The organism is Achromobacter sp. AONIH1 (genome assembly GCF_002902905.1).
Lineage (GTDB): Bacteria > Pseudomonadota > Gammaproteobacteria > Burkholderiales > Burkholderiaceae_B > Achromobacter.
In genome coordinates, this window is sequence record NZ_CP026124.1 from 5357653 (window position 1) to 5377534 (window position 19882).

19 protein-coding genes are annotated in these 19882 nt (G+C 65.1%); 7 read left to right on the plus strand and 12 right to left on the minus strand.

Annotated features, from left to right (window positions below):
• Positions 1–8 precede the first annotated feature (8 nt).
• On the minus strand, positions 9–965 hold the full coding sequence (locus C2U31_RS24490; RefSeq protein WP_103275174.1) for a GlxA family transcriptional regulator: 957 nt from the start codon (positions 963–965) through the stop codon (positions 9–11).
• A 124-nt stretch (positions 966–1089) separates the two neighbouring features.
• Here C2U31_RS24490 and C2U31_RS24495 point away from each other — a divergent pair, with 124 nt between their 5' ends.
• Complete coding sequence (locus C2U31_RS24495; protein WP_103275175.1) at positions 1090–2316, plus strand: MFS transporter; 1227 nt, start codon at positions 1090–1092, stop codon at positions 2314–2316.
• 138 nt (positions 2317–2454) lie between these two features.
• On the opposite strand, the gene C2U31_RS24500 is transcribed toward C2U31_RS24495, so the two are convergent.
• The 6 genes from C2U31_RS24500 to C2U31_RS24525 all read right to left on the minus strand — a co-directional run bounded on the left by C2U31_RS24500 (position 2455) and on the right by C2U31_RS24525 (position 9506).
• Positions 2455–4128, minus strand: coding sequence for a cation/acetate symporter (locus tag C2U31_RS24500; RefSeq protein WP_103275176.1), 1674 nt, complete (start codon positions 4126–4128; stop codon positions 2455–2457).
• On the minus strand, positions 4125–4496 hold the full coding sequence (locus tag C2U31_RS24505) for a DUF485 domain-containing protein (RefSeq protein WP_103275177.1): 372 nt from the start codon (positions 4494–4496) through the stop codon (positions 4125–4127). Before C2U31_RS24505 ends, C2U31_RS24500 begins: the two co-directional genes overlap by 4 nt.
• 218 nt (positions 4497–4714) lie before the next feature.
• Positions 4715–6094: an acetyl-CoA carboxylase biotin carboxylase subunit gene (gene accC, locus C2U31_RS24510; protein WP_103275178.1), complete on the minus strand. Its 1380-nt coding sequence runs from the start codon at positions 6092–6094 to the stop codon at positions 4715–4717.
• A 13-nt stretch (positions 6095–6107) separates the two neighbouring features.
• The gene (gene accB / locus C2U31_RS24515; protein WP_103275179.1) at positions 6108–6641 is read right to left on the minus strand and encodes an acetyl-CoA carboxylase biotin carboxyl carrier protein; all 534 of its coding nucleotides are present in this window, start codon (positions 6639–6641) and stop codon (positions 6108–6110) included.
• Between the two features lie 31 nt (positions 6642–6672).
• Positions 6673–8142 carry a pyruvate carboxylase subunit B gene (locus tag C2U31_RS24520; protein WP_103275180.1) on the minus strand — a complete coding sequence of 490 codons (1470 nt, stop codon included), beginning with the start codon at positions 8140–8142 and terminating at the stop codon, positions 6673–6675.
• 590 nt (positions 8143–8732) lie between these two features.
• Entirely contained in the window at positions 8733–9506 is a 774-nt protein-coding gene (locus tag C2U31_RS24525; RefSeq protein WP_158658450.1) for a GntR family transcriptional regulator, read from the minus strand.
• A gap of 376 nt (positions 9507–9882) precedes the next feature.
• Between C2U31_RS24525 and C2U31_RS24530 the strand changes: the two genes are divergently transcribed.
• Positions 9883–10839, plus strand: coding sequence for a 2-hydroxyacid dehydrogenase (locus tag C2U31_RS24530; protein WP_103276558.1), 957 nt, complete (start codon positions 9883–9885; stop codon positions 10837–10839).
• A gap of 308 nt (positions 10840–11147) precedes the next feature.
• Here the strand turns inward: C2U31_RS24530 and C2U31_RS24535 are convergent, their stop codons facing one another.
• From C2U31_RS24535 to radA, 3 genes are all read right to left on the minus strand, one after another.
• A complete protein-coding gene (locus tag C2U31_RS24535; RefSeq protein ID WP_103275182.1) occupies positions 11148–11414 on the minus strand; it encodes a hypothetical protein in 267 nt (88 codons plus the stop codon).
• A 165-nt stretch (positions 11415–11579) separates the two neighbouring features.
• Positions 11580–12407, minus strand: coding sequence for a sulfite exporter TauE/SafE family protein (locus C2U31_RS24540; RefSeq protein ID WP_103275183.1), 828 nt, complete (start codon positions 12405–12407; stop codon positions 11580–11582).
• A 9-nt stretch (positions 12408–12416) separates the two neighbouring features.
• On the minus strand, positions 12417–13778 hold the full coding sequence (gene radA, locus C2U31_RS24545; RefSeq protein ID WP_103275184.1) for a DNA repair protein RadA: 1362 nt from the start codon (positions 13776–13778) through the stop codon (positions 12417–12419).
• Positions 13779–13880: 102 nt separating this feature from the next.
• Here radA and C2U31_RS30650 point away from each other — a divergent pair, with 102 nt between their 5' ends.
• The 3 genes from C2U31_RS30650 to hpaR all read left to right on the plus strand — a co-directional run bounded on the left by C2U31_RS30650 (position 13881) and on the right by hpaR (position 15424).
• Positions 13881–14126 (plus strand): hypothetical protein, encoded by a 246-nt coding sequence (locus C2U31_RS30650; protein ID WP_158658451.1) that lies wholly within the window; start codon positions 13881–13883, stop codon positions 14124–14126.
• An 87-nt stretch (positions 14127–14213) separates the two neighbouring features.
• Complete coding sequence (locus C2U31_RS24550; protein ID WP_103275185.1) at positions 14214–14843, plus strand: hypothetical protein; 630 nt, start codon at positions 14214–14216, stop codon at positions 14841–14843.
• 140 nt (positions 14844–14983) lie between these two features.
• Positions 14984–15424 carry a homoprotocatechuate degradation operon regulator HpaR gene (gene hpaR, locus C2U31_RS24555; RefSeq protein ID WP_103275186.1) on the plus strand — a complete coding sequence of 147 codons (441 nt, stop codon included), beginning with the start codon at positions 14984–14986 and terminating at the stop codon, positions 15422–15424.
• A gap of 30 nt (positions 15425–15454) precedes the next feature.
• Here the strand turns inward: hpaR and hpaD are convergent, their stop codons facing one another.
• Together hpaD and hpaE are read right to left on the minus strand one after the other, a co-directional pair.
• Complete coding sequence (gene hpaD, locus C2U31_RS24560) at positions 15455–16306, minus strand: 3,4-dihydroxyphenylacetate 2,3-dioxygenase (RefSeq protein ID WP_103275187.1); 852 nt, start codon at positions 16304–16306, stop codon at positions 15455–15457.
• Positions 16307–16357: 51 nt separating this feature from the next.
• The gene (gene hpaE / locus C2U31_RS24565; RefSeq protein WP_103275188.1) at positions 16358–17824 is read right to left on the minus strand and encodes a 5-carboxymethyl-2-hydroxymuconate semialdehyde dehydrogenase; all 1467 of its coding nucleotides are present in this window, start codon (positions 17822–17824) and stop codon (positions 16358–16360) included.
• 240 nt (positions 17825–18064) lie between these two features.
• Between hpaE and C2U31_RS24570 the strand changes: the two genes are divergently transcribed.
• Positions 18065–19099: a fumarylacetoacetate hydrolase family protein gene (locus C2U31_RS24570; protein WP_103275189.1), complete on the plus strand. Its 1035-nt coding sequence runs from the start codon at positions 18065–18067 to the stop codon at positions 19097–19099.
• A gap of 23 nt (positions 19100–19122) precedes the next feature.
• Positions 19123–19872 carry a fumarylacetoacetate hydrolase family protein gene (locus tag C2U31_RS24575; RefSeq protein ID WP_103275190.1) on the plus strand — a complete coding sequence of 250 codons (750 nt, stop codon included), beginning with the start codon at positions 19123–19125 and terminating at the stop codon, positions 19870–19872.
• Positions 19873–19882 lie beyond the last annotated feature (10 nt).

Sequence of the window (19882 nt, forward strand, 5' to 3'; positions counted from 1 at the left end):
CGCTTTTTTTATCCTTGCCTGGCCATGCGCCGCAGCGCCTGCGGCGGCTGGCCGTAGACACGCAGGAAGGTCCGCCGCATCCGTTCGCTGTCGGTAAAGCCTGCCCGTCGCGCGACGCTGTCGATACTGTCGGCGCCCGCCTCGAGGTGCGCGCGCGCCGCCTCCGCCCGAATGCGTTCGACCGCCTTGGCGGGCGTTTCGCCGGTCTCGGCCTTGAAGCTGCGCAGGAACTGGCGCGGGCTGACACAGGCCACGTCGGCCAGATGCTCGACGGTCAGCACCGCGCCAAGATTCCCGCGGATGTGCTCCAGCACGGCGCGGATGCGTTCGCTGTCGGGCGCCAGGTCCTGCAGCGCCGAGAACTGCGACTGGCCGCCCGAGCGGCGGTGGTAGACCACCATCTCGCGCGCCGTGGCGCCCGCCACCTCCGCGCCCAGGTCGGATTCGACCATCGCCAGCGCGAGGTCTATGCCGGCGGTAATGCCGGCCGAGGTCCACGTATCGCCATCGCAGACGTGGATCCGGTCGGCGTCGACTCGCACGTCCGGATGGTTGCGCGCGAGCTCGGCGGCATGACGCCAGTGAGTGGTGGCGCGCCGCCCATCGAGCAGGCCCGCGGCCGCCAGCACGAATGCGCCCGTGCAGACGCTGGCCAGGCGCCGGCCGACCTGGCGATGCGCGTGCAGATACCTGCGCATGGCCGGGGTGACGGCGGCCGCGCGCGCGCCCTCGCCGCCCGGCACCACCAGCGTGCCTGAAGGCGCGTCGCGCCAGGATCGAGTCAGGACTTCGACCCCGCAAGAACTCCGCACCGGGCCGCCACGCTCCGACACGACGTGAACCGCATAGGCCGGACCGGCGGCGGTGCGCGCCTGCTTGCCGGCGGTCTGGAACACCGCGGCGGGGCCAGACATATCCAGCAATTGGAAGTCCGGCACCAGCAGGAAGATGACGTCGTGTGGCATGGCGATTTTTGAGGGAATTATGTCATTTACGCCAGAGTTTGCGTCGATACAGTGAGGCCTGTCAAACCCGCCAGCCCCGCTTGCCGCGGCGCCCCCATACCGATCACTCCCCACCGATTCCGCCATGCCCACGTCAGCCTCCCCCACCACCGGCCACCGCAACGCCCGCGTCCTGGCCATCTGCCAGGGCCTGTTCGTCGCCGCCATTTCCATCGACCTGACGCTGACCGCGTTGACCGGCCACATGCTCGCGCCCAACAAGGCCTTGTCGACCCTGCCATTCGCGCTGATCACGGTGGCCGGCGCAGTGGTCACCTGGTTTGCCTCCTTGCTGATGCAGCGCATCGGCCGGCGCAGGGGGTTCACACTGGGCGCACTGGCCGGCGCGGCGGGCGGCGGCCTATCGGTATGGGCCGTGTTTCATGCCGATTTCTGGGCGTTCTGCGCCGGCACCGCGCTCGTCGGCGTATTCCAGGCCTTTGCCCAGTATTACCGGCTGGCGGCGGCGGACGCGGTCGAGCCCGCCGCCAAGAGCCGCGCGATCTCGGTGGTGATGGCGGGCGGCGTCATCGCCGCCATTGCCGGCCCGGCATTGGCCGCCTGGAGTCGCGACCTTTTCGCGCCGGTAGCCTTCGCCGGCGCGTATTTGATGGTGGCCCTGCTGGCGTTGCTGTCGGCCGCGCTGCTGTGGGTCGGCTATCGCGACGCCGAAGCGCCTGCCGCCGCAGGCGAGACCCAGGCCGGCCTGCCCGCGCGGCCGCTGCGCGAAGTGGCCCGCCAGCCGGTGTTCGTCGCCGCGCTTGCCAACAACGTGGTGGGGTCGGTTTCGATGATGTTCATCATGACCGCCGCGCCGCTGGCCGCCGTGGCGTGCAGCCACGGCATCGGAGACGGCGCCAACATCATGCAATGGCACCTGGTCGGCATGTACGCGCCGGCTTTCTTCGCCGGCGCGCTGATCCAGCGCTTCGGCCTGCCGCGGGTGCTGGGCGCCGGCATGGTGCTGAACGTCGCGTGCTCGCTGATCGCGATGACGTCGCCGTCGCTGCCCGCGTTCTATGCGGCGTTGTTCTGCCTGGGGGTGGGATGGAACTTCATGTTCGTCGGCGGCACCACGCTGCTGGCGCAGTCCTACCGTCCGTCGGAACGCGCCCGCGCGCAAGGCGCGGCCGAGATGCTGCGTTATGCCGCTACCGCGCTGGCCACCCTGGCGGCCGGACCGGCGCTGGACGCCTTCGGGTGGCAAGCGCTGAACGCGACCATGCTGCCGGTGGTGCTGGCGGCCGGTCTGATGACATGGTGGTGGGCGCGCGGGCCGGCCCGGGGCGCAGCGGTGGCCGGGTCGGATTGACCCGGCGGGCCACGCCGACTCAAAGATTGGTGCAGGCAGAAACGCCACGCGATCGAAACACCGCGGCTTCTGTCGACACGATCGCCTTCGCTGCCGCCGGCTCTGGCCAACGTCGACGAAGGCGATCGACTGCCCGCGCTAGTGCGAGGCGGGAGCGCTCACGCCCACACCGGTCTGGCTGCGCACATACAGATCGAAGAATCGTGCGCGCTCCGATGCCGCCGCTTCGCTACGATCCAACAACGAAACGACGATGGCGACGGCGAATGCCAGGGGCATCGAGAACAGCGCCGGCTGTTCATACGGAAAGAGCGCGTCCGCGTAGCCCAGAACGTTGACCCACACGGATTTCGAGGCGCAGACCAGGGCGACGGCGGACACCAGACCGGTGTATCCGCCAGCCAGCGCTCCCCTTGTTGTGAGGCCTCGCCAGAACATCGACAGGAAGAGGACGGGAAAATTGGCCGAAGCCGCCACGCCGAATGCGATGGCCACCATGAAAGCGACATTCACTTTCTGGAAGACGATGCCCAGCAGGATGGCCACGACACCCAGTGCCAGCGTCGCGAACTTCGTGAGCCGCAGTTCCTTGGCTTCGTCCGCCACGCCTCGACAGATGACGTGAACATAGAAGTCGCGCGCGATCGCCGATGCCCCGGCAAGCGCCAGACCCGACACGACGGCCAGAATGGTGGCAAACGTGATCGCCGCGAGGAAACCGAACATCAAGTCACCGCCCACGGCATGTGCAAGGTGCATCGCCACCATGTTTCCGCCGCCCAGCAACTTGCCATTGATGTCGCCAGCCTCGAAGAACCTCAAGTCCTGGCTGACAATGACAATGGACGCCAGCCCCAGAATCAGCAGCACATTGAAGAAATATCCGATGAAGCCACTGGCGTACAGCACGGATTTCCTAGCTTCCTTTGCATCCTTCACCGTGAAGAATCGCATCAGGATATGAGGCATCCCCGCCGTGCCGAATATGAGACCAAGGCTCAACGAAATCGCGGCGACGGGATCTCCCAGAAGCTTGCCCGGCATCAGCAACGCTGCCCCGCTCCGGTGAATCTCCATGGCCTTGGAAACCAGCGTCTCGAAATCGAAGTCGAATTTCGAGAACGCGAGCAAGGCCACGATCGTGCCACCGATCAACAACAGAAACGCCTTGGTGATCTGCACCCACGTGGTGGCCACCATCCCCCCGAAAATGACGTATGCCATCATCAGAAAGCCGACAATGATCAGCGCCCAGTTGTATTCAAGCCCGAACAGGAGCTTGATCAACTGACCCGCGCCAACCATCTGGGCGATCAGATAGAAGCAGACCACGACCAGGGAGCCCAGCGCCGACATGGCGCGGATCGGACGCTGCGCCAGGCGGTACGACGTGACATCCGCGAAGGTGAATTTACCCAGGTTCCTCAACCGATCGGTCATCAGAAGCAGCAGCACCGGCCAACCGGTAAAGAACGCGATCAGATAGATATAGCCGTCGATGCCATCCGTGTAGATGATCGCGGTGATCCCCAGCAGCGTCGAGGCGGACATATAGTCTCCCGCCAGGGCCAGCCCATTCTGCATGCTGCTTATGCCGCCACCCGCGCTGTAGAAATCCGAAGCGGAACGGCTCCGCTTCGCCGCCCATACGGTGATTCCCAGCGTGAACAGCACAAAGCAAAAGAACAGCGCGATGGCGTGCAGGTTGACGGGCTGGCGCGACGTTTCCCCGATCGCGACATCCGCCCAGGCCAAGGGAGACGCCAACGCCATCCCCATGAAAAGAACCGAGAACTTTCCGGCGCGGCTCATTGCGCCCTCCCATCACCAGCCTTCTCCACGAGGTGGCGGAGCATCGGGTCGAACTTGCCGTTCGCAAACGACACATAAATCGTGGAGATGATCAGGAACAGCAGGAACAGGGCCAACTCGGCGGCAATGCCCACCGTCAGCCCGCTGCCGGCAAAAAACGGCTTGGCAGCGAATCCCGGCATGAGGCAGACCACGCCCAGAAATCCGAAATACCCAATGAAAATAATGGACAACAGCGAGCAAACAAGACGATTCCTGCCGGAAACCAGTTTCGAGAAATTCTTGTTGGCATATATCTTCTCAATTTGCAGCGAGACTTCCGCGGCGGCCTTGTTTACCTGAGTAGGCACGGAATGGCTATCAGACAAAACTGTCTCCTTTGGATTTCAGACAATCGCGGGCGCTCGCGGCGTCCGTCATTGCCTGCACTGGAATTTATTTTTTGTATATGAATGCTCGACTTCCGGCGCCCCATGGAAATCGCACTTCGGCCGCACCTCCGACGGCCTCCTTTCCGCATCGCGGCTGGCGCATGAACCATTGATTCGGGAAGCGATGCCGCATTCCTGCGGCATCGCTCTGCGCGCTAACTGGCTTTTCGCGCTTCGGCCAGTTGCTTCAGATAGGTATCCTGGATATACCGGGTATGGATCTTGGCCTGCGCGAAGTCAGGACTGCCGATCAGCTGAAGATGGAATTCACGGGTCGTTTGCACGCCGTCGATTTCAAGCTCCTGAAGCGCGCGCTGCATCCTCGCGATCGCTTCGGCCCGCGACTCCCCCCAGCAAATCACTTTGCCCAGGAGCGAGTCATAGAAGGGCGGCACGACATAGCCGGAGAAAATATGGCTATCCATGCGCACGCCGATGCCGCCAGGCGGGGAATACCGCTGCACCTTGCCGGGCTTGGGCTGGAAATCCTGTTCCGGGTCTTCGGCATTGATGCGGCACTCGATCGCGTGACCGTGCAGCCGGACGTCCGCCTGAAGCAGCTCGATGCGCTCCCCCGACGCAATGCGGATCTGCGCCTTGACCAAGTCAATGCCGCAGACCATTTCGGTGACAGGATGCTCGACCTGGATCCGCGTGTTCATTTCCATGAAGTAGAAGCGCTGCGATGCGGGATCGAGAATGCACTCGATCGTGCCGGCGCTTCGATAGTTCACGTGCTTGCACAGGCGGACCGCCGCCTCGCCGATCTGCGCGCGCAGCGACGCGCTCAATACCGGCGACGGACTCTCCTCGACAAGCTTCTGATTCCGACGTTGAGAGGAACAGTCCCGCTCGCCCAGATGCAGGATATTGTGCCCATCGCCCAGCACCTGGATCTCGATGTGCCGGATATCGGTCAGGAATTTTTCCAGATACATGGCGCCATTGCCGAACGCAATGGTGGCTTCGCGCGAGGCTTCGAGAAACGCCTTCTCGATCATCGACGGATCGTTGACAACCCGCATTCCTCGCCCGCCGCCGCCCGCCGACGCCTTCAACAGCACGGGATAGCCGATGCGCTCGGCAATCGCTGCCGCTTCCGCGGCCGAGGCCACCACGCCTTTGGAACCGGGAGTGGTCGGCACGCCGGCCTCTTCGGCCAGCTTCCTCGCCGTGGCCTTGTCTCCCATCGCTCGTATCGAAGCGCCGGTCGGCCCCACGAAAATGAAGCCCTCCGCTTCGACGAGATCGGCGAAATCGGCGTTCTCCGAGAGAAATCCATAACCCGGATGAATCGCGTCCACGCCCAGCGCCGACGCCGCCGCGAGTATCCGCCGTGCGTCCAGGTAACTCTCTTGCGGCTTGGGACCGCCAATGCACACCGAACGGTCCGCCATGCGAACGGCGAGCGAATCCCTGTCGGCCTCGGAGAAGACCTGAACCGTTTCAATGCCCAACTCGCGACATGCGCGCAGAATGCGAACGGCGATTTCGCCACGGTTCGCAACCAGCAGCCGCTTGATCTTCGACCCCATCTACACACCCCTCTCAGTTGGCAGGCTCGATCACGATGAGAGGCTGTCCGTATTCCACCGTGTCCCCATCAGAGACCAGGATGTCCCGGACAACGCCACCGGACTCCGCGGAAAGTGCGTTCATCAACTTCATGACTTCAATGATGCACACCGTTTCGTGCGCGGCAATCGTGTCTCCGACGCCGACAAAGGGTTTCGCGCCCGGCTCCGGCGCGCAGTAGAACGTTCCGACCATGGGCGCGCGGACCGTCACGAAATGGGCGGGCCATTCCTTGCGGGCATTGGCGGCGCTTGCCGCCGCCATGTTCGATGCTGCCGCGGGAGCGCTGATCGCCGCTTGCGGCGCCGGTTCCGCGCGCGCAACGGCAAGCTCGGGAGCGGGGGCTGAACGCTGCGCCTGCGTTGCGACATCGGAAAGCGGCGCATGCTTGCTCAGCGAAATCTCGATGTCGTTGTAGCGCAATCGAAACTCGCCGAACTTGTCGGCTTCCTCGACGAGCTTGATGATTTCCCTGACGTCCTGGTAGGTGAGTGTCTTGTCGGTCATTCAATTTTCTCCTGGAGTGGATTTGGGTATTTCAGGATCCCACGATGTTCAATTGGAAATCGCCGTGCGAAATATGCACGCGACCGATCTTGGGACGCTGCGAGAGATGCTTGAGCAAGGCGACGATGGAATGCTCGTGCTGATACTCATACGTGGTCGACCCTTTCTCGCGCAGCATGTCGTCGACCTGAGAACCCGCGAACATGTATCGCAGCAGTCGCTCATCGTCCGACGCCGACGGATATTTCTTGCGAAGCGCGGCGACCGCGGGCTCGGGTGCGACCGGCTTCAATGCGATCTGCTTCGAGCCATTCTCGACGATGCGATCGAGCACGTCGGGGGCGACAGGCGCCAGGAGCTTCCCGTAGTATCCCAACGCATATTTCTTGATCTCATTCGGCACGACGCGATATCGCTCGCCGTGAACCACGTTGAGTACCGCCTGGGTCCCGACCAATTGCGCAAAGGGCGTGATCATGATCGGGTAGCCCAACTCCTCGCGCACCCTGGCCACTTCCTCGAGCAGCTGATCGAACCGGTCGGAAAGACCCGCCTCGGCCAATTGCGATTTGAAATTGCTCAGCATGCCGCCCGGCATCTGGTGCTGGTAATGAAACGCGTCATACTCCAGCACCTCGCCTACAGGCTTTCCCTCCGCCTCGGCGATACGCCTGAAATGCTCGCCCACATGATCGACCGTCAGATCGTCGATCGGCACGTCGTAACCCATCAGCCTGAGGTTTCGGGCGACGCTTTGCGTGGCGGGTTGAGCCGCGCCGTTCGCCAGCGGCGCGATGGACGTATGCAGGATATCCGCGCCGCACTTCACCGCCTCCAGGTACACCAGCGGCGCGAGTCCGGTCAGACAGTGGCTGTGAATCTCCAGCGGCATGTCGCCGATCACCCGCTTGATCGCGGGGACAAGCGTCCGGATCCGATCGATCGTCAGCAGGCCAGCGGCATCCTTGAGCATGATCCCGTCGATGGCCTTGCTCTGTACCAGTTCGCGCGCGGTCTTGACGTACAACTCGTCCGTATGGACAGGGCTGAGCGAGTACGACAAGGCGCCGAACGTCGTGACCCCCAAGCGCTTGGCAACGCGCGTGGACGCCAGAATGTTCTCAACGTCATTCAGGCCGTCGAAGGCGCCGACGATGCGAAAGCCATTCGCCACGGCCCGCTCGACCCACAACTCCAGAATGTCGTCGGGCAAGGTGTCGAACGTCATCAGGTTCTTGCTTCGGACAAGAAAGCGCAGCGGCGTGTTCTGCACCTTGCTGCGCATCAACCGCACCCGCTCCCAGGGGTCCTCCTTCAGGTAGCGGACGCTGACGTCGAATTGAATCGGCGCGACCAGGTCTATCTGCGCAAAGCCTGCCTTGTCCATGGCTTCCGCCACGGGCAGCATGTGCGCCGTCTTCATGCGTGTCGCCCAAAGGCACTGATGGGCATCGCGCAGCGTGGTGTCAACGATGCCGATCTTCTTGCGTTGCACGTCCATGGATGTCTCCTCTAATGTTCAATTACTATATAGTAATAGAGGAAAAGACAGACTTCAGATCAGTGTTTTCCCTGATTCTTTCGGCTGATCTTTCGAAAAAACAGGGGTTCATAGAGAAGCAGACCATCCGGACGGTCATAGCAAGAATTCAATACTATGGCGTATCAAGGAACCTCTAACTTGACGGACGTCAGCGCCGGAACCTCATGGCATGGGAGGTCGACCCGCCGCGCGGCCAGCGATGGCGGACAGCCGCCCCATGGGACGATTCCGCGCAAGGCCGCGGGATGCATGGATCAGCTGGCGCCGCGCGCGGTGGCCACCATGGTGAGCGTCAGATGGGATATCGCGATGGGACTGATCGGCTGCTGTTGATGTTTTTTCTAATAATGGAAGGCATCAAACAGAGCACGGTGCGCGGCGCATTCGCGCGGAGAGACCCAGGGGCCGGAGTCGAGGGCCGTGCGCTCGAAGACAGCGCGGGCATCGCCTTGGGCGGATATCGAGCCAATACCCCCTCAGCGCATCCGACCCGGCGCCAGGGCAGCCGTCCGGGCGGCCGCCCCCTCAGAAAACGTCGGCGCTGGAATTCAGATGCACAGACGCAGCCCGCCCGCGGGCAAGAACAGCTGCTGGTAGAAAACCGGCTGCCCGGCGGAGGTGCTCCCCATTATTTCCACATGGGTGCCATAGACCTTTCCAGACATATCGAGCTCGCCGACGATGCTCTTTGGAAGCGCCACGGTGCGAACCGACTTGATGACATTGGATGCCGAAACCTTATATATGTTCTTGGTCAATTGCACGAAATTCTCTCCTTTCATGCTGTCCAGGTCGGCCTCCATGAAATACGGAAATCTGTTTACGTCCGCAAAGTACTGACTGATGAATGCATAGTCTTCGGCGACGATCTTTCTATCAAGGCGAACGATCTCGCAATCGTTGGCATCACCACGCAACCAATGCGCCCACAGCGCATCGGACTCGATCTGAATCCGCCGCAACACCGTGCTCGTCATGGGAACGAATCGGGTCCCGTCAACCGAGAGCACTCGATAAATCCAAGGCTCCCCCAAGCGCTTCTCTCTGGGAATAATGAACGTCCCAGCCCCTCTTTTTCTCTGGACGTACCCGCTGCTGACCAACGAGCCGACGGCCTTTTGAATCGTTCCGAGACTGAACGGAACCAGCGCCGCCATCTCCTGCTCGGTGGGGAACTTCTCCCCATCGCGCCAGTAACCGTCCTCGATCGCGGCGATGAAAACTTCTTTGAGATACTCGTGCTTTACGGGGTTGTCTGATACCTGAACCTGATACAACTCGAAGAAATTATTGGATTTCATATTAGACAACGCATCTTTCATATCCGGCTTGCGACGCGACTCACTCAGACCAGGCCGATTGGCCTGTCCGCCCCTGCGGAGCCGCATTCATTTTGGAAAACCAAGATCAAAAATATTCTGAATATCCGGGAATCCATATGGCTGGACTCCCTTCCCCCCGAACAATAACCCAGACCGATGGGCCCGGCGCATTCAATAGCCCGCAGGGCCGAACAACCGATGAAAAGCATCGACGCCGCGCCCGTCGTTCGCAAGGCCGGACGCAGCGCGGGCGCCACGCCATGGGACGCGCGACAGTCCAAGATGGACAAGGAGCCAGCAGCCTCCTGAGGCCGCCCCCGGCCACTGCGCCCGAATCAAGTAGCATGGACCTTTCGCCACCCACTTGTACGACAACATGACCACCAAGCCTCGCATCATCCAGGTCGGTTCGCTGGCCGGTTCCCCCTCCGCCAACCAGACCTTGGCCGACCGCTACGACGTCGTCGAACTCTGGAAATTCCCCGACCGCAAGGCCGCCCTGGCCGAACACGGCAAGGGCATCACGGCCATCGTCACCTCGGCCAACTTCGGCGCCAATGCCGAGCTGATCAACGCCCTGCCGGACCTGAAGGCCATCTGCAGCTGGGGTGTGGGCTATGAAACCATCGACGTGGCGGCGGCGCAGGCGCGCGGCGTGCAGGTCAGCAATACGCCCGACGTGCTGACCGACTGCGTGGCGGACCTGGCCTGGGGCCTGTTGATCGCGGCCGCGCGCCGCATGGGCCAGGGCGAACGCTTCGTGCGCAGCGGGCAGTGGGGCCAGATTCACGGCAGCATTCCACTGGGCATGCGCGTCAGCGGCAAGAAGCTGGGCATCGTCGGCCTGGGCCGCATCGGCGACGCCATCGCCAAGCGCGGCGCGGGCTTCGACATGCAGGTGCGCTATCACAACCGCAGGAAGCGCGACGACGTGGCATACGGCTACGAAGCCTCGCTGGTCGAACTGGCGCGCTGGGCCGATTTCCTGATCGTGGCCACGGTGGGCGGCGCGGGCACGCGCCATCTGGTGAACCAGGAAGTGCTGGAAGCGCTGGGGCCCAAGGGCATTGTCGTGAACATCGCGCGCGGCCCGGTCATCGACGAAACCGCGCTGGTCGCCGCGCTGGAAGCGGGCAAGCTCGGCTGGGCCGCCCTGGACGTGTTCGAGCACGAGCCCAAGGTGCCGCAGGCGCTGCTGGGCAGCGACCAGGCCGTGCTGCTGCCGCATATCGGCAGCGCCACGCTGGAAACGCGCCAGGACATGGAAAACCTGATGCTGGAGAATCTGCGCGCGTTTTTCGAGACGGGCCGCGTGGTGACGCCGGTGGAGTAGGTCCCCCCGAGCGCTGCGCGCTCCCCCCAGGGGCGCAGCAGCGGACCGGAGGGTGAGCCCACCCCAAAGCGCTACGCGCTTTCCCCTCAAGGGGCGCCGCTGCGGCCCGGCGAAGCCGGCTCCGCGCGGCCCCGCTTGGGGGCACCTGGTTCTTGCAAGCGAAGTTGATGCGTAGCGGTTGTGCCGGGACACCGGAATGAAAAAAGCCTCCCGGCGCCCATACCGGGAGGCTTTTGAGTTTCCGGGCGGCGACGGCGCCGCGTCGGAATCTCTTTTGCAAAGGAACTGCGGGTGTGGCCCGCGCCGGCTTACTTGGCCGGCGTGGTCGCCGGCGTCATCGCGCCGGCCTTGTCGGTCTTGTCCATCTTGTCGGACTTGGCGGCGGCGGGCTTGGCGGCTGCCGGCTTGGCCGAGGTCTTATCGGCCTTGTGGTGTTTGCCCGTGTGTTCCATCTGACTCTTGGTTTCGCCCGGCTTGGCGGTCGCGTCCGCGGCGAAGGCCGCCGGCGCCGCCGCGAGACCCAGGCACAGCGCCGAGGTGGAAAGGAACGCGGCAATACGGGAGTGGGTCGTCATGTCATGTACTCCTGAATGATCAAAGGCCCAGGGCCTTCTTCCAGCAAGGTGCGGCGAGGTGTTCACCGCAAGCCCCGTACTTCGTTGGAATGCAGACCGGCGCGAAGGTTCTGCGCGGAACCAGAAATTTTCCCGCGCTAACGCTTGGTCATGAGATCGTGACAATCATGCTTCGAATGCCAGCAGCGCAACCGTGGCGAACAGCATGAGCGCGAAGCAGGCTCTCAGCCGGCGTTCAGGCAGACGATAGGCCAGGCGCACGCCCACCGGCACGAAGGCGAGGCTGCCCACGGCCAGCGGCGCGCCCACCATCCAGTTGGCCTGCCCGGCCCAGGTGTACGTGATGAGCGCGATGGTGGAGCCGGGTATCACCATGCTCAGGGCCAGCGCCTGCGCGGTGGTCTGCGGCAGGCGGAACACCGAGGTGATGATGGGCACGGCCAGCACCGCGCCGCCGACGCCGAAGAATCCACCGAGCGTGCCGCACAGCATGCCCAGCGCGCTGGCGCGGCGCGGCGTGAAGACAGGCGCGGCGGTCTGCGGCGAAGCCTCCTTGCTTGCGTTCTTGTTCCGATCCTTGTGCGCGCCCTTGCCGGCATCGCGCGCCGCCGTCGGCCGCGAGGCGCGCCAGGTCTGCCATACATAGAACAGCGCGATGAAGAACAGGAATACCGCGAAGCTCAGGCGCAGGCTGCTTGAGTCGATGCCCAGCGCCAACCGCGCGCCGAACCAGGTGAACACGACCGCGCCCGCCGCGCCGGCCGCGGCCACGCGCTTGTCGATCCGCACCTGCTGGTTGTACTTGCGCACGGCCATCATGATGGTGGGCAGCACCATGATCAGCGCCGTGCCCTGCGCCAGCTGCTGCGGCATGTCCATCAGCAGCACCAGCGCCGGAATCGCGATCAGCCCGCCGCCGATGCCCAGCACGCCGCCCATGAAGCCGATGAGGCCGCCCGCGGCCAGGCACAGCACGATGACGAACAGATTCACAAGCGATCCTCAGCGCAACTTGTCCAGCGCGGCGTCGAGCCGGTCGACCGCCCAGATCTCCAGGCCCTCGATGGGCTGGCGCGGCGCGTTGGCCTTGGGGATCAGCGCCACGCTGAAGCCCAGTTTGGCGGCCTCGCGCAAACGCTCTTGTCCGCGCGGCGCGGGCCGGATTTCGCCGGCCAGGCCGACTTCGCCGAACGCGATCAGTCCGCGCGGCAGCGGCCGGTCGCGCAGCGACGACATGATGGCGAGCAGCACCGGAAGGTCGGCCGCCGGCTCGGTGATGCGCACGCCGCCGACGGCGTTGACGAACACGTCCTGGTCGAAGGTGGACACGCCCGCGTGCCGGTGCAGCACCGCCAGCAGCATGGCCAGGCGGTTGCCTTCCAGGCCCACGGTCAGGCGCCGCGGATTGGGCGCGTGCGAGCTATCCACCAGCGCCTGGATCTCGACCAGCAGCGGCCGCGTGCCTTCCTGCGTGGCCATCACGCAGGAGCCGGCGACCTGCTGCTCGTGCTGCGACAGGAACAGCGCGGACGGATTGGCCACGCCGCGCAGGCCACGGTCGGTCATGGCGAACACGCCCAGCTCGTTGACCGCGCCGAAGCGGTTCTTGAACGCGCGCACCAGCCGGTACGAGGAATGCGTGTCGCCCTCGAAGTACAGCACCGTGTCGACGATGTGCTCCAGCACGCGCGGCCCGGCCAGCGCGCCGTCCTTGGTGACGTGGCCGATCATGACGATGGCGATGCCGGTCTGCTTGGCCAGCCGCGTCAGCTGCGCGGCGCATTCGCGCACCTGCGACACCGAACCGGGCGCGGCGGTCAGCTCGCCGCTGTACAGCGTCTGGATCGAGTCGATCACGGCCACCGTCGGCTTCTGCTCGGACACGGCGGCCTGGATCGCCTCCAGCCGGATCTCGGCCAACAGGTTGACGTTGCCGGTGGCCAGGCCCAGCCGGCGGGCGCGCAGCGCGACCTGCTCGGCCGATTCCTCGCCGGTAACGTACAGCACCGGGGTGGTCTCGGACAGGGACGCCAGCGCCTGCAGCAGCAGCGTGGACTTGCCGATGCCGGGGTCGCCGCCGATCAGCACCACGGCGCCGGCCACCAGGCCGCCGCCCAGCACACGGTCGAATTCATCGAGGCCAGTAGGCTGGCGCGGCGTCTCGCGGGCCTCGATCTCGGACAGGCTGCGCACCGGACTGCTGCTGGCCAGCGGCGCATACCGGTGGGCCGCCGCCGACGGGGCGGACGACTCCACGGTTTCCTCCAGCGTGTTCCAGGCATTGCAGTGCGGGCATTTGCCCTGCCACTTCGGGGTGGTGCCGCCGCATTCGGCGCAAACGTAGACGGTTCGATTCTTTGCCATCCCCCAGAGTTTACCGATATCCCTTCCCCTGCTTGGCGCTCGCGGCCACGGCATGTGGACGATTTCGCGTCACCAACCAGCACGGATGCCCCGGCTTGGTGCATGGATCTTTCAACAGACTTTCGAAAACCACAAGAATTCGAGAAACTGGGGGCCAGATACAAGAAATTAACTGCCGGATTTTTGCAAATCGCGCATAATCAGGCGATCACACGCAACGACAATCCGCCGGCCTTTAAGGCGGTGCCGGCGCCCGGTCCTGGTCCGGGCGCAATGGCGAAATCGCCGCGTGATCGCTGGGCGGCTTTCCAGGACGCCGCACTAAACCGGAACACGACCCAAGCCTGACGAGACCGCCGGACCACCGGCGCGGCGAACGCGAAGGTCAAACGTGCATGCGCCTTGCCACCGGGCGCATCCGCGAGGAGTACGCGCATGAGCACTACGTATCGCCCCCCATTCGACGAAGACGACGAGCTGGACCTGCGCGCCCTGTACCGTAAGACCAGATCCGGCAGTCCGGAACTGGACGCGGCGGTACGACGCAGCTGGCATCCCGGACATAGCTGGCACCCAGGCTGGGCCGCCGCCGCCTGCGCCTTCCTGGTCGCCGGCCTGTTCACCTGGACCAACATGCGCGAGAACGCCGACGCGCCGGACAGCAATCCGATCGCGCAACTGATGGCGCCCAGCGAATCAGGGACGGATAAAGATCGCCCCGCCGCCGCCGAGTCCGCCGTCGCTCAGCCCCAGGAAGCGCCGGCCGTGCAGCGCGCCGCGCTGCCCGCGCCGGAGTCCGCATTGCCGCCACAACAGGCCGCCCCCGCGGCCGAAGCGTCAGCGCCTGGCGCCGCCCAGCCCGAGGCGGCCGCGCAGGAACCCGCCCAGGCGCAGGCGGCCCTGAGCGACGAAGAGATCGAGTCGCGGCTGGCTCATATCCGCAGCCTGATGCAGGACGATCAACAGGAAGATGCCGCGCACGCGCTGCAGGAACTGCGCCAGGCCGTTCCCGACCTGACCGTGCCGGACGACCTGCAGGAACTGGCCCAGCAGCATCCCGCCTGACCGTCGTCCCGGTCCAGGCACGGGCGGCGCAAGGCCGCCTGACCATACCTGTCATCCTCCTTACGCCGGACCCCTGTTTCATGCGGGTCCGGCGAGAAATTGCGGGTAAGAACCGGCGGCTTCTTGCTAACATAGCCGCCATGAGTCCGAGCTTCCACCACCGCAATCTCCCCCATCTGCTGCTGTACGCGCGCGAAACCCTGATGGCACATTTCCGGCCCTTGCTGCATGCGGCCGGCGTCACCGAACAGCAATGGCGGGTCCTGCGCACGCTGAGCGAAGTCGGCTCGATGGAGCCCAATCAGATCGCGCGCAGCTGCCAGATCCTCAGCCCCAGCCTGACCCGCATGCTGGCCGGCATGGAAGAGCAAGGCCTGATCAAGCGCGCGCGTTCCAGCCAGGACCAGCGCCGCCAGGAAATCTCGCTGACGTCCAAGAGCAACAAGCTGATCGACCGCATGCGACCGCAGGTCGACGCCAAGTACGAAGAACTCGAAGCCCGCATCGGCAAGGAACTGCTGGACCGGCTCTACCGCGATGTGGACGCCATGGTCGAGCAGGTCCGCCGCGACGCGGAGTAAGACCGGCGGGCGCCGGTCCGCGCCGCGCGCTCAGGCCGGCACCGGAAAGACCGCGTTCAGCTGGCCCGTGCCGGAGCTGGCGAAGTACTCGGTGACGATCTCCGCCGGCTGGTCGTAGGCATCCCAGCCCAGCAGGCCCAACAGCATGGCGGTATCGTGCATGCCGCCCTCGCCCACGCACAGGTCCGCGTATTCCGGCAGCATGGCGCAAAAGGTCTTCCAGTCGCCCTGGCGCCACAGATCCACCACGCGCAAGTCCACCTGCCGGAAGAACTCCCGGCTGATCTCGTGCATGGTGGCTTCGCCGCTGCCGTTGTCGTTGAAGCGATGCGACAGCGAGCCGCTGGCCAGCACCGCCACACGGCTGTCGCTCTGCTCGATCGCCTGGCGCAGCGCGGCGCCGAAGCGTCGGCTGTCCTCCAGCGTGTGCCAGGCGCACCAGGCAGCCACCGACACCACCTTGAAACGGTCGTCGCCGTTCATGTAGCGCATCGGCACCAACGTGCCGTATTCCAGTTCCAGGCTGCCGATTTCGTGCGCGCGCGTACCCACGCCCGCCGCGTTGGCGCATTCGGCGATGCGGCGGCCCAGTTCGGGATCGCCACGGTAGGCGTAGCGCATGTCCTTGATGAAATGCGGCAGCTCGTTGCTGGTGTAGCAGCCCTCGAAGCGATCGTTGCAATTGATGTGATAGCCGGCGTTGACCAGCCAGTGCACGTCCAGCACCACCATCGTGTCCACATCGAGTTCGCGGCAACGCCGGCCGATCTCCCGATGCCCCTGGATCGCCGCCTCTCGGCAACCCTGATGCTTGCCGGGCATTTCCGACAGATACATCGACGGCACATGCGTCACCTTGGCCGCCAGCGCGAGCTTGCCCATGGTGTTTGTCTCCTGGTTCTGGTCTTGTGTTGTGGGGATATGAAGGACGGCCTACACGCCCCAGCGCGGGATGTGATGGCTGCCCATGGAAACGCAGACGTTCTTGACCTCGGCGAATACCTCGTAGCTGTATTCACCGCCTTCCCTGCCCGTGCCCGATTCCTTGGTGCCGCCGAAAGGCTGGCGCAGGTCGCGCACGTTCTGGCTGTTGATGAACACCATGCCGGCCTCGATGCGGCGCGCCAGCCGATGCGCGCGGCCGATATCGCGGGTCCAGATGTAGGACGCCAGTCCGTACTTCACATCGTTGGCCAGCGTCAGGCCGTCGACCTCGTCCTTGAAGGGCAGCAGGCAGGCGACCGGGCCGAAGATCTCTTCCTGGGCGCAGCGCATGCGGTTGTCCACGTCGGCCAGCACCGTGGGACGCACGAAATTGCCGCCAGCCAGCCGCGCCGGCAGGCCGGCGGGCAGTTCCGGACCGCCGGCCAGCACGCGGGCGCCCTCTTCCTCGGCCAGACGGATGTAGCCAGTGACCTTTTCCCAATGCTGGCGCGTGATCATCGAACCGACATGGGTATGCTCGTCGGTCGGGTCGCCCACCACCAGCCGGTTCGCGCGCTCGGCGAAGCGGCGCACGAAATCGTCGTAAATGGTTTCCTGCACGAAGATGCGCGAGCCGGCGGTGCAGCGTTCGCCGTTGAGCGAGAAGATGGTGAACAGCGCCGCGTCCAGCGCGCGTTCGACATCGGCGTCGTCGAACACCAGCACCGGCGACTTGCCGCCCAGCTCCATCGAGTATTTCTTGACGCCGCCGGCGCTGGCCAGGATCTTCTTGCCGGTGACGGTGCCGCCGGTGAACGAGATGGCGCGCACGCCCGGATGACGCACCAGCGCATCCCCCGCATCGGCGCCATAGCCCTGCACCACGTTCAGCACGCCGGGCGGAATGCCTGCCTCCAACGCCAGCATGCCGAGCTGGTCGGCGGTCAGCGGCGACAGCTCCGACATCTTCAGCACCGCCGTGTTGCCCAACGCCAGGCACGGCGCCGTCTTCCAGGTGGCGGTCATGAAGGGCACGTTCCACGGCGAGATCAACGCGCACACGCCCACCGGCTGATACAGCGTGTAGTTCAGCATCTGGTCGTCGACCGGATAGGTGTGGCCGTTCATGCGGGTGCAGACTTCGGCGAAGAAATTGAAGTTCTCCGAGGCGCGCGGAATCAGCTGCTTGCGCGTCTGCGAGATCGGCAGGCCGGTGTCGCGCGTTTCCAACTCGGCCAGCATGGGCACGTTCTGATCGATCAGCTCGCCCAGCCGTCGCATCAGGCGGGCGCGCTCCTTGGCGGGCGTGTTGGCCCACTTGGGAAAGGCCTCGGCGGCGGCGGCCACGGCCGCGTCGATCTCGGCCTGACCGCCGGCGGCGACTTCGGCGATGGCCTCGCCCGTGGCTGGGTTATAGGTGACAAAGCGATCCTTGCTGTCGACCTGCCTGCCGTTGATCCAATGCTTGATGCTCACGCTCGACTCCTGGCTGCGGACCGACGCGCGGGCGGCGCCGCGCGGTCGGACATATCCTATTAGTTAACTCGTTAACATTATTATCGAAGAACCACGCCTGTCAACAGCCCGCGGCCCGCAGCGGGAAATCCCCAAGGCCGTTTGCGGCGCTGGCGCATTGCCGCTGGCGGGCTTTTTCACTATCATTAATTAACATGATAACCACTTAGCACGGAGGGGAACCCCGTTCCCGCAACCGCCATGCCGCATATCTGGATCGAGTATTCAGGCAACCTGGACCTGGACACGCGCGCGCTGATGCGCACCGTGCAGGATGCCGCCATCGGCGACGGGTCGCTGTTTCCGCTGGCCGGCGCGCGCACCCGCGCCGTCAGGATCGACGACTGCCTGATCGTCGACGGCCATCCCGACAATGCCTTCGTCCATGTGCTGCTGCGCATCGGCCACGGCCGCAGCGACGCGCAGAAGTCCGCGCTGGGGGAACGCGTGTTCCGGGCGCTGACCGACGCCATGGCGGCGCAGATGGCGGCGCGGCCGCTGGGCCTGTCGCTGCAGATCGAGGAAGCGGATCCGGTGCTGAACTACAAGCTCAACAACTACCGCGACTACCTGAAGGCGCGCGCCGAGGCCGCGCTGCGGCCGCCGCGCACCGTGGTCGGCGCGGCGCTCAACTACCGGCAGCAGCTGGAGGCGCTGGGCGAAGCCGCGCACGCCCCGCCCTACCAGCGGCCGCCGCAAGCCCCCGTGCTGTATATCAAACCCGCCAACACCCACGCGCAGGACGGCGACGCCATCCTGGTGCCGGCCGACGTGGCCGAGGTGCAGGTGGGCGCCTGCCTGGGCATCGTGTTCGGCCGGACGGCCACCCGCGTCAGCGCGGCACAGGCGCTCGACTACGTGGCGGGCTACCGGGTGGTGGCCGACCTGTCCGAGCCGCACGCCAGCTACTTCCGGCCCGCGCTCAAGCAGCAGTGCCGCGACGGCTTCTGCCCCATCGGCCGGGACCTGACGCCCGCCGCATCGGTCGCCAATCCCGACGCGCTGGACATCGAGGTGCTGGTTGACGGCCAGACCGCGCAGCGCGCCACCACCGCCGACCTGGTCCGCCCGGTGGCGCGGCTGATCGCCGATGTGACCGCCTTCATGAGCTTCGAGCCGGGCGACATCCTGCTCGCGGGCGTACCTGCCGGCGCGCCGCGCCTGCGGGCCGGCCAGCGCTACGAGATCCGCATCGCCGGCGTCGGCTCGCTGGCCAACCGCCTGCAGGCGGCCTGAATCCTTCCCCTATCGGACCCGCCATGAAACACGCCCGCATCGTCCTGGACGGAATCGTCCACGCCGCCACCGAAGCCGGCCCCGGCCTGGTGCGCCTGCCGGACGGCCGCGTCCTGGCCGAGGACCAGGTCCAGTGGCTGCCGCCCATCGAGCCGCGCACCACCTTCACCCTGGCCATCAACTACGCCGACCATGCCAAGGAACTGGCCTTCAAAGCCCCCGCCGAACCGCTGGGCTTCCTGAAGGCCGCCAACACCTTCGTCGGCCACCGCGCCCGCACTTTCCGTCCAGCCGACGTGGCGTTCATGCATTACGAGTGCGAGCTGGCCGTGGTTATCGGCAAGACCGCCCGCAATGTGCGCCGAGATCAGGCCTACGACCATGTGGCCGGCTACACCGTGGCCAACGACTACGCACTGCGCGACTACCTGGAGAACTGGTACCGCCCCAACCTGCGCGTCAAGAGTCGCGACACCTGCACGCCGCTGGGCCCCTGGCTGGTGGACCGCGACGACATCCCGGACCCCATGAACCTGACGCTGTCCACCCACGTCAACGGCGTGCGCACCCAGCTCGGCAACACGCGCGACATGGTGTTCGACGTGCCCGCGCTGATCGAGTACTTCAGCAGCTTCATGACGCTCTCGCCCGGCGATCTGATCCTGACCGGCACGCCCGACGGCATCGTCAACGTGAAGCCCGGCGACGAGGTCGTGACCGAAATCGAAGGGGTGGGAAGACTGGTCAACACCCTGGTCCCCCTGCCCGCCTGACATCCCCCAC